Source organism: Paraburkholderia aromaticivorans (genome assembly GCF_002278075.1).
GTDB lineage: Bacteria > Pseudomonadota > Gammaproteobacteria > Burkholderiales > Burkholderiaceae > Paraburkholderia > Paraburkholderia aromaticivorans.
In genome coordinates, this window is sequence record NZ_CP022991.1 from 320,054 (window position 1) to 333,101 (window position 13,048).

10 protein-coding genes are annotated in these 13,048 nt (G+C 62.2%); 7 read left to right on the forward strand and 3 right to left on the reverse strand.

Translation table 11 applies throughout. The features are described 5' to 3' along the window. Positions 1-29: 29 nt before the first annotated feature. From CJU94_RS34465 to CJU94_RS34480, 4 genes are all read left to right on the forward strand, one after another. A complete protein-coding gene (locus tag CJU94_RS34465) occupies positions 30-1,532 on the forward strand; it encodes an ABC transporter substrate-binding protein (RefSeq protein WP_095423132.1) in 1,503 nt (500 codons plus the stop codon). 6 nt (positions 1,533-1,538) lie between these two features. After that, on the forward strand, positions 1,539-2,483 hold the full coding sequence (locus tag CJU94_RS34470) for an ABC transporter permease (protein WP_095423133.1): 945 nt from the start codon (positions 1,539-1,541) through the stop codon (positions 2,481-2,483). Continuing rightward, the gene (locus CJU94_RS34475; RefSeq protein ID WP_095423134.1) at positions 2,483-3,376 is read left to right on the forward strand and encodes an ABC transporter permease; all 894 of its coding nucleotides are present in this window, start codon (positions 2,483-2,485) and stop codon (positions 3,374-3,376) included. Before CJU94_RS34470 ends, CJU94_RS34475 begins: the two co-directional genes overlap by 1 nt. Before the next feature lie 61 nt (positions 3,377-3,437). Then, on the forward strand, positions 3,438-5,075 hold the full coding sequence (locus tag CJU94_RS34480) for a gamma-glutamyltransferase family protein (protein WP_095423135.1): 1,638 nt from the start codon (positions 3,438-3,440) through the stop codon (positions 5,073-5,075). Positions 5,076-5,694: 619 nt separating this feature from the next. On the opposite strand, the gene CJU94_RS34485 is transcribed toward CJU94_RS34480, so the two are convergent. The 3 genes from CJU94_RS34485 to CJU94_RS34495 all read right to left on the reverse strand — a co-directional run bounded on the left by CJU94_RS34485 (position 5,695) and on the right by CJU94_RS34495 (position 8,925). After that, positions 5,695-7,089 carry a heavy metal sensor histidine kinase gene (locus tag CJU94_RS34485; protein ID WP_095423136.1) on the reverse strand — a complete coding sequence of 465 codons (1,395 nt, stop codon included), beginning with the start codon at positions 7,087-7,089 and terminating at the stop codon, positions 5,695-5,697. Continuing rightward, a complete protein-coding gene (locus CJU94_RS34490; RefSeq protein ID WP_095423416.1) occupies positions 7,086-7,757 on the reverse strand; it encodes a heavy metal response regulator transcription factor in 672 nt (223 codons plus the stop codon). Before CJU94_RS34490 ends, CJU94_RS34485 begins: the two co-directional genes overlap by 4 nt. A 442-nt stretch (positions 7,758-8,199) precedes the next feature. Then, on the reverse strand, positions 8,200-8,925 hold the full coding sequence (locus tag CJU94_RS34495; protein ID WP_095423137.1) for a FadR/GntR family transcriptional regulator: 726 nt from the start codon (positions 8,923-8,925) through the stop codon (positions 8,200-8,202). Positions 8,926-9,057: 132 nt separating this feature from the next. Here CJU94_RS34495 and CJU94_RS34500 point away from each other — a divergent pair, with 132 nt between their 5' ends. The 3 genes from CJU94_RS34500 (at position 9,058) to CJU94_RS34510 (ending at position 13,026) form a co-directional block, all read left to right on the forward strand. After that, positions 9,058-10,587, forward strand: a complete 1,530-nt coding sequence (locus CJU94_RS34500; RefSeq protein WP_095423138.1) for a UxaA family hydrolase — start codon at positions 9,058-9,060, stop codon at positions 10,585-10,587. Between the two features lie 133 nt (positions 10,588-10,720). Further along, positions 10,721-11,713, forward strand: a complete 993-nt coding sequence (locus CJU94_RS34505; RefSeq protein WP_095423139.1) for a 2-keto-3-deoxygluconate permease — start codon at positions 10,721-10,723, stop codon at positions 11,711-11,713. 362 nt (positions 11,714-12,075) lie between these two features. Then, positions 12,076-13,026, forward strand: a complete 951-nt coding sequence (locus CJU94_RS34510; protein WP_244221157.1) for a YVTN family beta-propeller repeat protein — start codon at positions 12,076-12,078, stop codon at positions 13,024-13,026. Positions 13,027-13,048: the final 22 nt, after the last annotated feature.

Here is a 13,048-nt window from a genome sequence, read left to right on the forward strand (position 1 = left end):
TTGAATTGGAAGAGAAAGGGAAAGTCCTCATGCGAAGAATGTTGATTGCCGCGGCGCTCGCGCTCGGCGCCACTGCCGTGATGGCCCAGACCAGCCAGACGATACGGATCGGCCTGCAGGACGACATCGGTTCGCTCGACCCCGCGCGCAGCGTGCAGCTCGTCGACCGGATCGTGTTTGCGTCGCTGTGCAACTCGCTGGTGGATATCACGCCGGACCTGAAGATCGTGCCGATGCTGGCGACGTCGTGGACGACGAGCGCCGACGGCAAGACGCTGACGTTCAAGCTGCGCCAAGGGGTCAAGTTCCAGGATGACGAGCCGTTCAACGCGGCCGCCGTCAAGGCGAACCTGGACCGCGACCGCACGCTGCAGACGAGCAACCGCAAGAGCGAACTGGCGTCGGTCGATCACGTGGACGTGATCGACGACTACACGGTCGCGATCGTGTTGAAACAGCCGGACGCGGCCCTGCTCGCGACGCTGACCGACCGCGCCGGCATGATGCTCGCGCCGAAGACGCTGGCCGATCCGGCCGGCGTCGCCGCGCATCCGGTGTGTTCGGGCCCGTACAAGTTCGTCCAGCGCGTGCAGAACGATCGCGTCGTGCTCGAGAAATTCCCCGGCTACTGGGACGCCGACAAATACCCGGTCCAGCGCGTGATCTTCCTGCCCATTCCGGACAGCACGGTGCGGCTCGCCAATCTGCGCTCGGGTTCGCTCGACATGCTCGAGCGCCTCGCGCCCTCCGATGTCGCATCGGTCAAGAACGACGCAAGCGGCAGGTTCGCGCCGGTCAGCGGGCTCGGCTACTACTATGTGACGTTCAATATCGGCAACGGCAAGCGCAGCAACGCGCTGCTGAAAGACAAGCGCGTGCGGCAGGCATTCGACCTAGCACTCGACCGTGACGCGATCAACCAGGTGATCGGCGCGGGCATCTTCACGCCGGCGAATCAGGCGGTGCCGAAGTCGAGCCCGTACTACAACGCGTCGCTGCCAATGCCGCATCGCGACGTCGCGAAAGCGAAGGCGCTACTGAAAGCGGCGGGCCACGAGCACGTCGACATCGAGTTCACCTATCCGAACAACACGGTGTCGAGCCAGATCGTGCAGATGATGCAGGCGATGGTCGGCGAAGCCGGCTTCAATTTGAAGCTGCGGCCGACCGACTACGCGACCGAGCTCAATGCCGCGCACAGCGGCGACTTCGAGGCAATGTACCTCGGCTGGTCGGGCCGCGTCGACCCCGACGGCAACCTGCATCAGTTCAACACATGCGCGGGCAACCTCAATTACGCGCACTACTGCAACCCGGAAGTCGACCGGTATCTCGACGCCGCGCGCGTGAAACTGACCGCCGCGGACCGCAAAACGGATTACGACGCGGCGTCGAAGCTGCTCGCCGAGGACGATCCGATCGTCTATGTCTATAGCCAGCCCTGGCCGTTCGAACTGTCGAAGAAGGTGCAGGGCTTCACGCCCTATCCCGACGGCCTGATCCGCCTGCGCGGCGTCAGTATCAAGGGCTGACCGATCATGCTGCGGATCATCGCCAATCGCATGCTGGTCGCCATTCCGACGCTGATTCTGGTGTCGATGCTGATCTTCGGCCTGCAGAAGCTGCTGCCGGGCGACCCGGTGACGGCGATGGCCGGGGAAGATCAGGATCCACAGCTGATCGCGTCGCTGCGCGTCAAGTACCATCTCGACGAGCCGGTGCCGACGCAGTACGTCCTGTGGGTTCGCGACGTCGTGCACGGCGATCTCGGCGCGTCGCTGCGAACCGACGTGCCGGTGACCTCGCTGATCGCGCAGAAGTTGCCGGTCACGCTGCAACTCGCGGCGATGGCGATGATCTTCGCAATGGGTATCGGTATTCCGGCCGGCGTCATCTCCGCCGCAAGCCGCGGTGGCGCGCTCGATTACGGCGCGAACATTTTCGCGCTGTCGGGCATGTCGATCCCGAACTTCTGGCTCGGGATCATGATGATCTTCATCGTGTCGGTGCGCTGGCATCTGCTGCCGTCGTCCGGCTACGTGTCGCCGACCGAAGACTTCTGGCTGAGCATCAAGACGATGCTGATGCCCGCGCTGGTGCTCGGCGCGTCGCTCGGCGCGCAATTGATGCGTCACACGCGCAGCGCGATGCTGAGCGTGCTGCGCACCGACTATATTCGTACCGCGCGCGCCAAAGGGCTGCTGCGCGGCACCGTGGTCGTCAAGCACGCTTTTCGCAACGCGCTGGTTCCGATCGTCACCGTGCTCGCTCTGCTGTTCGGCGAACTGCTGGCGGGTGCGGTGCTGACCGAGCAGGTTTTCACGATCCCCGGCTTCGGCAAGCTCGTCGTCGATGCCGTGTTCAATCGCGACTACGCGGTCGTGCAGGGAGTCGTGCTCGTCACCGCATTGTGCTTTATCGTCGTGAACCTGTGCGCCGACGTTCTGTACGTCCTCCTCAATCCCCGACTTAGACGCGGCTGATGGCTACTCCCACAACTCCCGTTCACGCGCGCGCCGCATCGCACACGACCGGCTTGCCGCGCCGCAAGCGCCGCGGAATCGCGAAATTCATGCGCAATCGCGCTGCCGTTCTCGGCGCGGCGCTCGTGCTGCTCATCGTGCTGATGGCGGTATTCGCACCCTGGCTGTCACACTACGACCCGGTGCAGGCGAGCTTCATGACCGTGCGGCAGGCGCCATCGGCCGCGCATTGGTTCGGCACCGACGAACTTGGCCGTGACGTGCTGAGCCGTCTGCTGTGGGGCGCGCGCGCGTCGCTGCTTGCTGGTGTCGTATCGGTTGGCATCGCGGTCTTGATCGGCGTGCCGCTCGGTTTGCTGGCCGGCTACTTCGGCAAGCTCGTTGACGGCGTGATCTCGCGAATCGCCGATGCGTTGTTGTCGATCCCCTTCCTGATTCTCGCTATCGCGCTCGCCGCGTTCCTCGGACCAAGCCTGACCAACGCGATGGCCGCGATCGGCATCTCCGCGATGCCGCGCTTCGTCCGCTTGACGCGCGGCCAGGCGATCACCGTGAAGGCCGAAGAATACGTCGAAGGCGCGCGCGCAATCGGTCTCGGCCACGCACGGATCATCATGCGATACATTCTGCCGAACGTACTGCCGCCGATCATCGTGCAGGCCAGCCTGACGATCGCGACCGCGATCATCGCCGAAGCGAGCCTGTCGTTCCTCGGGCTGGGCCAACTGCCGCCGGCGCCGTCGTGGGGCTCCATGCTCAACACCGCGAAGGACTTCGTCAGTCAGGCGCCGTGGATGTCGATCTTTCCGGGCATCGCGATCTTTCTGGCGGTGCTCGGTTTCAACCTGCTCGGCGACGGCCTGCGCGATGCGCTCGATCCGCGCGAGTCGTAACCGGATTCCATGACCGCTTCACTGGGCGGCGGCCCCTTCATCACTTTCGTTTGAGTTTTCAATGACACGTTTCAATTGGCAAAACCCGTATCCCACCCCCCGTTTGCCCGTCTTCGCGCGCAACATTGTTTCGACCTCCCATCCGCTTGCGGCGCAAGCCGGCCTGCGGATGTTGTGGAAAGGCGGCAACGCCGTCGATGCGGCGATTGCGGCGGCGGCCGCCATCACGGTGGTCGAGCCGGTCTCGTGCGGTCTCGGCAGCGACGCGTTCGCGCTGGTGTGGGACGGCGCGAAGCTGCATGGGCTGAACGCGTCGGGTGTGGCGCCCGCCGCATGGAATGTCGATTACTTCAAGCGCAAGTACGGTGAGGAGAACGGACTCGCGAAGCAGCCCAAGCGCGGTTGGGATGCGGTGACGGTGCCGGGCGTGATCGCCGGCTGGGAGGCGCTGCATCAGAAGTTCGGGTCGCTGCCGTTTGCGGACCTGATGGAGCCGGCCATCGAGATCGCCGAGCGCGGGCATGCGGTGGCAAGCGTCGTCGCCTACAAGTGGGCGGCCGCCGTGCCAGAGTTGAAAGACCAGCCGGGCTTTGCCGACACATTCATGCCGCGCGGCCGTGCGCCGGAAGTGAGTGAGCTGGTGCGCTTTCCGGGCCACGCGAAGACGCTGCGCAAGCTGGCCGAGCAGGGCCCGCGCGCGTACTACGAGGGCGAGATCGCCGAACAGATTGCCGCGTTCTCGCGTCAAGGCGGCGGCGCGCTCACGATGGACGACCTGCGCAACTATCGCGCGGACTGGGTCGAGCCGATCGGCAAGGGCTATCGTGGTCATACGGTGCACGAGATTCCGCCGAACGGGCAGGGCATCGCCGCATTGATCGCACTGGGCATTCTCGAACAGTTCGACGTGGGTGCGTTGCCGGTCGACTGCATCGAATCGCAGCACTTGCAGATCGAAGCGATGAAGCTGGCGTTCGCCGACGTCTACCGCTACGTCGCCGATCCGCGTTCAATGGAAGTCACGCCCGAGCAGATGCTCGACGAAGCGTACCTGAAGTCGCGCGCCAAACTGATCGATCCGAAGCGCGCCACGCAGTTCGATTTCGGCATGCCGAAAGCGGGCGGCACGATCTATATGTCGGTGGCCGACGAGCGCGGCATGATGGTCAGCTTCATCCAGTCGAACTACATGGGCTTCGGCTCGGGCATCGTCGTGCCGGATGCCGGCATTTCGCTGCAGAACCGTGGCTACGGTTTTTCGATGGATCCGAAATCGGCGAACGTGGTGGAAGGCGGCAAGCGGCCGTTCCATACGATCATCCCGGCGTTCCTGACCCAGCAGGTGGACGGCCGCCAGGAAGCGGTGATGAGCTTCGGCGTGATGGGTGGCGACATGCAGCCGCAAGGGCATCTGCAATCGATCGTGCGGATGCTCGACTACGGCCAGCAACCGCAGGCCGCGTGCGACGCGCCGCGCTGGAAGGTCAATCGGGACTTCACAGTCGACGTCGAGGCGACGCTCGACAGGAACACCGTGCGCGCGCTCCAGGAGCTCGGCCATACGATCAAGTCGGTGGAGGACCCGTATATGGACTTCGGTTCCGGGCAGTACATCTGGAAGCTCGACCGCAACGACCCGGAGCGCGGTTATGTTGCCGCGAGCGACACCCGGCGCGACGGCCTGGCCGCCGGGTTCTGATCCGGGCAGCCGTCGAGGACGCCTGGGCTCTCGCAGACGGCGATCCGCCGTTCGCGAGGGTCCGGCCTCGAAGAGCCCGGATAGCGTGCCGCGGGGCGCACGGAGATCAGCGAACGCATGGCGAAAGCGCAGCGCGGCGTGATGCGCTACACGATCGGCTCGTCCGTTTGCCGTGCGATGTTTGCAGAGTTCGCGGAAACAGGCAGAGCGGCGACCTTACATGCAAGTTCTGATTGCCGCAGGGCACGCCCGCGTAATCGACCACTGTGCCAACCGGTGCCGGTCGGCTTGAGGCGAAATGGCGCGATTGCAATGGCGGCTGCGTTCCGCAACCGGACAGCGCGACCGCAAACACAAACATGGTACGAAGTCGTTTCACGAAGGCTCTCGATGGGTCCAAAAGTACTGCGCCGCTGAGGCATGGCGACAGCCTTCCTCAGCACGGGAGAGCCCATTGTCGTGTTGTGCAGGTGATTGAGATGTGGCCCGGAGATTTCAATTCGGACATCTTTAGACGGCACGTGCGGAACACGCCGTTGATCTGGGCCGATCAGGAAACGGAACGCCACGCCACGAGGAAAAGATGCAGCGTGACCGCGCCGAGGGGCGCCTTATGGCGTCACGCGGTAACGGAAGGAAAGTAGAGCGTAAAGGTCGTCAAGCCGGCGCGGCTTACGACATCGACCCGGCCACGATGCAACTCCATGATCGAGCGGACGATGGCGAGGCCCAGGCCCATGTTCTTCGCTGACCCTTGCCGTGCAGAATTGATCCGATAGAAACGGTCGAAGATCTTGCCGATATGCTCCGGCGGAATGGTTTGCCCGTGGTTCGTTACTTCAACGGCAACGTACGCGTCGCAGCGGAAGGCGCGCAGTGCTATCTCCGATTCGGCGTCGGCATGCGCGATTGCGTTCGATACCAGATTGCTGAGCGCGCGTCGAAGCATCGACGGGTCGGCACGAAGCCGGATTGCGCCGTCGACAGCGAAATGGATGCCCTTGTTTTCGGCCACTCCTTCGAAGTAAGAGGCGAGCCTCGCGAACTCTTCATGACAATCGAGTACGCCTAACCGGAGCGGCTCCTTTGAGTGGTCCGCTCGCGCGAGGAACAGCATGGTCTCGATCATCCGTTGAAGGCGCTGACATTCTTCAATGTTCGAGTCGATCAGCGCTTCGTATTCCTCGGTGGATCGCTCACGCGAGAGCGTGATTTCCGATGCGCTGATTATGTTGGCGAGGGGAGTGCGCATATCGTGCGCCAGATCGGACGAGAACTGGGAGAGTTGCGCAAATGCGCGTTGAAGCCTGTCGAGCATCCGGTTCACCGGAACGGCGATGTCATGGAGCTCGACAGGGCCGCCGCCTATGTCGAGGCGCTCGCCAAGATTGTGGGCTTCGATGCGCGAAATTCGTTGCCCGATGATCTTGACGGGCGACAATCCCCGCTTTGCGATGGCGTAGCCGAGCAGCCCCATTAAGGCGGAACCACCGAGGAGTACGAGCCATACATCGCCCTGATACTCGCGAAGGACGGACTCGCGCGTTGTCGCTTCATGTGCAAGCAGCACACGTATCGATTCACCTGAATGCAGCGTCTCGTCGCCGAATACGCAGCGCGACGGCCCGATAGATGGGGGAGCGCATGAGTAAGGATGTTGCTGCGGCGGATTGCCCGGCCCAATGGACCGCAGGCGCTGATCCTGCCGGCCCGAGTCGGCGAGCACCCTTCCTTGACCATCCAGTATGGCGAACGAGATCGCGGGATGCGTGACCAATTCCTCTCGTAACAGGTCGCTATGGTTGCCAATCGCCTGCGCCGAGCCGAAACTGCGAGCCGCCGCGAGAAACTCGTCGAGCTTGACCGAGATCTCGCTGTCGTCGCGATGCGTGAGTTGGCTAGACAACGAGTGATAGAGAAGGCCACCCGCCATCGAGAGCACCAATATCGCGACGATAGTAAAAGCGAAACTCAGACGCCTGAGCAGCGAATACGCGCCGTCTGCGGCGGTCATGGTCGATCTTCCATCACGTAGCCCATGCCGCGGACCGTATGGAGCAGCTTCTTCTCGAATGGGTTGTCGATTTTTGCGCGCAGGCGTCTGACCGCGACTTCAACGACATTCGTATCGCTGTCGAAGTTCATGTCCCACACGTGCGACGTGACGATTGCACGCGTGACCACTTCGCCCTTCCTTTCGGCAAGGAGCTTCAAAAGCGTGAATTCCTGCGCGGTGAGGTCGATGCGTACGCTGCCGCGATGCACGCGGCGCCTGGCGAGGTCGATTTCCATATCGCCGACACGCAGCACGGTGTCGACCGATTGCGTGGGCCTGCGCAGCACCGCACGGATCCGTGCAAGAAATTCGGAGTAGACGAACGGCTTGGCCAGGTAATCGTCCGCCCCCGATTCAAGTCCGGCAACTTTGTCTTCGACCGCATCGCGCGCCGTCAGGAGCAGCACAGGAGTGCGTTTCTTTTCCCGCAAGCGTTTGAGTATCTCAAACCCGTCGAGGCCCGGAAGCATGACGTCGAGTACGATGAGATCGTAGTCCTCGTGGAGGGCGAGGAACAGACCGTCGTTGCCATCGTTGGATATATCGACGGCGAAGCTTGCCTCCATGAGACCTTTGCGAAGGTACGAGGCCATTTTCGGTTCGTCTTCGACGATCAGGATACGCATGATGAAACCCTTACGCGCAGCAAATTGCGCGTCCGATGCCGGCAGTACATGACGCTGATTGGATCCGCACAACCCATGGCCTTAATGGCAGAGTCAATTGGCTGGCATGACTGGCAACGCTAATGTGATCGGCCCGGATGTGCTTTTCAAAACGGGCTGGAAAGTCATTCTAGAAAGACCTTCCTTGCGGCAAGATGGATGGAAAATGACAAAAACGTCATGAAGCGGGCGCGGGTTCGGTCGTGGCTCAAGCGGTGCTGAATACGAATGCGCAGCGATAGCCGCAGCGACGAGGTATGACGCGCGGATTGCCTTCGTGGCGGCTATCGGTCGAGCCGGCGTGACATGTCCCGGTGCTCGACGCCGGATCTTTCCGGTTCGTGCGGGATGTCTTCAATCAGTGCGATATTGCGGGCGACGGCTAGCTTGCCGCTTGTTTGCCTTACGCGTTCGTAGCGGGCATGAACTGCCGTCCAACAAAATCGATGTGCGCGAACATCGCCTGCTGCGCGGCTTCCGGATTGCGTTCGCGCACCGCGAGGAAAATCAATTCGTGCTGGCGCATGCGCATGGCGGATTGCACGGCTGCGTTCGCGTTGTTCGCGGTGGCGTCGAAGGTGTTTGCGGCGATGTGGTCGCGCAACATGGTGATCACGCTGGCATAGAACTGCCCGAGCATCCGGTTGTGCGCCGCTGCCGTCAGCGCGGTGTGAAACTCACCGTCCATTCGCGCCTCGGTATCGACATCGTGGCCGATCACCGCTTCGTGCATCCGCGCGAGCAGGGCTTCCAACCGGCGTAGCTCTTCCGGTGTGGAGCGCTGCGCGGCGAAACGTGCTGCCGCGCATTCAAACACCATTCGGAACTCGAGTGTCTCCTCGCGTAGCGGCGGGTGCTCGGCGACAAGTTGCAGCCACGGCGAAGTCAGTGCGGGAAGCTGCTTCTGCACCACGTACACACCACTGCCGCGCTTCGCTTCGAGCATCCCCTTGCTGATCAGGTGCCGGATCGCCTCGCGCACGGTCGGGCGCGACACACCGAAATGCTCCGCGAGCACGCGCTCGGCCGGCAGACGCGCAGACAAGGCCCAAGTGCCGTCAAGCACGTTTTCCTCGATCTGCCGCACAACCTTGTCGAGGATGCCGGATGAAAGTCTGTGAAATCCCATCTCTGCTCCGGCCGAAGTGGCCTGACCAATTTGCGCCGCTCCTGGCGAGAAACGACCATTTGCCAGAACGGACACATTGAGGAGAGGCATCAATCTCGGGTGCGTCCGTCCCCCACGATTCAGGAGAAAAACATGACGGATTCTACTTCACTGGTCATCAGGCTGCATGCGGACGACGACGTCGCGATCGCGCGCGGTCCAATACCTGCGAACACGACGCTCGCCGAGGCCGGCGGCATTATTACGCGCGCCGATATCCCCGGCGCGCACAAGGTCGCGCTTCGCGCGCTGAAAGCCGGCGATCCGGTGCGGCGCTACGGGCAGATCATCGGTTTCGTCACGCAGGATATCGAACCCGGTGCGCACGTGCACACCCACAATGTGTCGATGGGCGATTTCGCGCGCGATTACGCGTTCGGCAAGGACGTCAAGGCGGTTGCGCCGGCCGGAGAATCGCGCACGTTCATGGGTTTTCGTCGTACCGATGGCCGGGTGGCGACGCGAAACTACATTGGCGTGGTGAGCACGGTCAACTGTTCGGCAACCGTGACCAAGCTCGTCGCGCAGCACTTCTGCGCGCCCGGCAGGCTGGATGCGTATCCGAACGTCGATGGCATCGTGCCGGTCACGCACAGCTTCGGTTGCTGCATTGATCACAATGGCGAAGGCGTGCAGCAACTGCGTCGCACGATTGGTGGCTATATCCGCCACCCGAATTTCGCGGGCGTGCTGGTGATCGGGCTCGGCTGCGAAGCGAACCAGATGGGTGCGCTATTTATCGCGGAAGGCGTGGAGCCAGGCGCAACCATGGTGCCGCTCGTGATTCAGGAGCAGGGTGGCACGCAGAAGACTGTCGATGCGGCAATCTCGGCGATCGAGACAATGCTGCCGGCCGCCAATGAGGTCAAGCGCGAGCCCTTGCCGATCTCCCACCTCAACATCGCACTGCAATGCGGCGGCTCGGACGGGTACTCGGGCATTACAGCGAACCCGGCGCTTGGCGCGGCGGTGGATCTGCTGGTTCAGCACGGTGGCACCGCCATCCTCAGTGAGACGCCGGAGATCTACGGTGCTGAGCATCTGCTGACGCGCCGCGCGATTACCGCGGAGGTCGGCGAGAAAATCGTCGAACGGATCCACTGGTGGGAAAGTTACGCGGAGCGGGAAAAGGGCAGCATCGACAATAATCCGACGCCAGGCAACAAGGCAGGCGGGCTCACGACGATTCTCGAGAAGTCGCTCGGCGCGGTCGCCAAGAGCGGCTCGACGCCGTTGATGGGGGTGTACCGCTATGCCGAGCCAGTCGACACGAAGGGACTCGTGTTCATGGATGCGCCAGGCTACGACCCGATGGGCGCGACTGGGCAGATTGCGAGCGGCGCGAACCTCGTTCTGTTCACAACCGGCCGCGGCTCATGCTTTGGCGCAAAGCCGGCGCCGTCAATCAAGCTCGCGACCAACACGAAGATGTACACACGCATGGTCGACGACATGGACATCAACTGCGGCGACATCATGGATGGCAAGACGACGGTCGAGCAGAAGGGCCGGGAGATCTTCGAGATGATCATCGAGGTCGCATCCGGCGCGCAGAGCAAGAGTGAGGCGCTGGGGGTGGGCAACGAAGAGTTCGTGCCCTGGATGATCGGCGCCCAGATGTAACGCATGCTTGAACCGGACTGTGGCAGTGCCCTGGCAGCCTGCGCAGTCTGTGAGGTCGGCTTATTGAATATGGACTACGGCGGAGCGCCCTGCTCACAGGAGCGGGCGCGTCCACCGACGGAGACGAGTCAAAATGAAGATCAAGGAAACCATCGAGAAATTTCCCGGTGGCATGATGGTGATTCCGCTGCTGTGGGGCAGCCTGCTTAACACGTTCTTTCCGCACGTACTTAGCATCGGCAGTTTCTCAACCTCGCTCGCGCACGGAGCGCTGCCGATTCTCGCGGCGTTCTTCGTCTGCATGGGTGCCGAAATACAATTGAAAACCGCGCCGCGTGCGCTGAAGAACGGTGCGGCGATCACCCTGGCCAAGCTCGCGAGCGGCGTGGCGATCGGCTTGCTGGTCAGCTACCTGTTCAAGGGACGCCCGGTGTTCGGACTGTCCAGCATGGCGATCATCGCGGCGATGACCAACGCGAACATGGGGCTTTACGCGGCGCTGACCAAACAGTTTGGCGACGAGGTCGATCGTGGCGCGCTCGCGGTACTGTCGATTCTTGAAGGCCCATTCGTGACCATGCTCGCGCTCGGCATGTCCGGTCTCGCCAGGATTCCCTTCATCGACCTGATCGCCACAATTCTGCCGATTCTGATTGGCATGTTGCTCGGCAACCTCGATCGCAACATGCGCGCGTTTCTGAAATCGGGCAGCGACCTCCTGATTCCTTTCTTTGCTTTCGGCCTCGGCGCGCAGATCAACCTGCATTCGATCCTTGGCGCTGGCGCGTCGGGCATCCTGCTCGGGCTGGTAACGCTCGTCGTCGGCGGCGTGGTCAACATCGCGGCGTCCCGTCTCGCGGGTGGTTCGGGCGTGGCGGGTGTCGCCGTGTCGACGACCGCCGGCAACGCGGTCGCGACGCCAATCGCCATTGCGGCCGTCGATCCGCACCTCGCGTCGCTCGTCGCAGTCGCGACACCGCAGATTGCCGCATCGACGATCGTCACGTCGCTGCTGGCGCCGTTGTTGACCGCACTATTTGCGAAGTATTGTGGACGGCAAAAAAAGATCATGGGCGACGAAGGATTCGCGACTTCACGGCTTGCTGAGCGGACGGACGCGATGTAAGCGTCCACGGACTGACGCTCCGCGACCGCCGTCCAATAATCAACATAAGCAGTCCGGAGTTGGGCTGCTTTGACCGGTGTCCACTTCACACGGCGGATTCAACAGTGGCTAAGGGGCGATCGACGGCGAACCGTTGTCGATTGCCCCGTTGCCCGGCAATTTCTGCGGTCGGCCTCGCGTTTCGTGTCATCGCCAGTGACTGTACGAGCGTTGGATAGTGACGGTCTCTATCGCGACCGACCAATTCCGACGTCTCGATTACATTTCACCTCAAAGTACTTTTACGCGTGATTACGATCCGTATGCCATCTTCTATCTTTTCCATTACAAGGGCTGGAGCGCTCGCCGCGACGCTGTGGGGTATGTTGGCCATCACGAACTGTGCGAATGCGGTTGATAACGTCATCGTGCTCGATTCCGGCGAAGCGCGACTCACTCTGATCGACGAGGCCACGCACAAGGTCATCGGCACGGAGTCGACCGGCAAGGAGCCGCACCATCTGATGATCACGCCCGACGGCCGCTCCCTGATCGTTGCCGATTCGGTGTCGAACAACCTGATGTTCGTCGACCCGCACACCGGCAAAGTGCAGCGTACCGTGCAGGATATCGAAGACCCGTATCAACTGGGCTTCTCACCGGATCACAAGTGGTTCGTCACCGCTGCGCTGCGCATGAATCGCGTCGACATCTACCGCTATGACGGCACGAATATGGTGCTGGTCAAGCATATCGAACTGGCCAGGACGCCTAGCCACATGACGTTCGCCTCAGACAACCGCACCGTGTTCGTCACGTTGCAGGATTCGGGCGAACTCGCGGCGATCGATTTGCCGACCCAGACAGTGCTTTGGAAGATGCACGTGGGCAATGAACCCGCGGGTCTGTGGATGACACCCGGCGACCGCTATCTGCTGGTCGGCATGACCGGCGAAGACGACGTGACCGTGGTGGACTGGCGCAAGCAGCAGATCGTCAAGAAGATTCACACGGGACGTGGTGCGCACAACTTCCGCAATCTCGACGACGGCAAGCACGTGGCGGTCTCCAATCGCGTTGAAAGCACCATTAGCATCATCGACTACACCACGCTCACCAATGCCGGCGATATCACTGGCTTGCTGCCGGGACCGGACGACATGGAACTTACTCCCGACAAGCGCTATCTATGGGTAGGATTCCGTTTCGCGAGGCATGTGGGCGTCATCGATCTGACCAGCCGTAAGCTGATCGACACCATTGCGGTGGGCCGTTCGCCGCACGGCATCTTTTTCGACAACCGCGCGCCGGTCGTGTCACCCAACCCGGACTAGGCAGTGCGAGCCGCTTCGAACT

Excerpts from the sequence above, each read along its gene's own strand:
- CJU94_RS34465 (WP_095423132.1), top strand. The coding sequence starts at position 30 with ATGCGAAGAATGTTGATTGCCGCGGCGCTCGCGCTCGGCGCCACTGCC.
- CJU94_RS34485 (WP_095423136.1), bottom strand. The coding sequence starts at position 7,089 with ATGACCGCCGCAGACGGCGCGTATTCGCTGCTCAGGCGTCTGAGTTTC.
- CJU94_RS34505 (WP_095423139.1), top strand. The coding sequence starts at position 10,721 with ATGAAGATCAAGGAAACCATCGAGAAATTTCCCGGTGGCATGATGGTG.
- CJU94_RS34470 (WP_095423133.1), top strand. The coding sequence starts at position 1,539 with ATGCTGCGGATCATCGCCAATCGCATGCTGGTCGCCATTCCGACGCTG.
- CJU94_RS34500 (WP_095423138.1), top strand. The coding sequence starts at position 9,058 with ATGACGGATTCTACTTCACTGGTCATCAGGCTGCATGCGGACGACGAC.
- CJU94_RS34510 (WP_244221157.1), top strand. The coding sequence starts at position 12,076 with ATGTTGGCCATCACGAACTGTGCGAATGCGGTTGATAACGTCATCGTG.
- CJU94_RS34475 (WP_095423134.1), top strand. The coding sequence starts at position 2,483 with ATGGCTACTCCCACAACTCCCGTTCACGCGCGCGCCGCATCGCACACG.
- CJU94_RS34490 (WP_095423416.1), bottom strand. The coding sequence starts at position 7,757 with ATGCGTATCCTGATCGTCGAAGACGAACCGAAAATGGCCTCGTACCTT.
- CJU94_RS34480 (WP_095423135.1), top strand. The coding sequence starts at position 3,438 with ATGACACGTTTCAATTGGCAAAACCCGTATCCCACCCCCCGTTTGCCC.
- CJU94_RS34495 (WP_095423137.1), bottom strand. The coding sequence starts at position 8,925 with ATGGGATTTCACAGACTTTCATCCGGCATCCTCGACAAGGTTGTGCGG.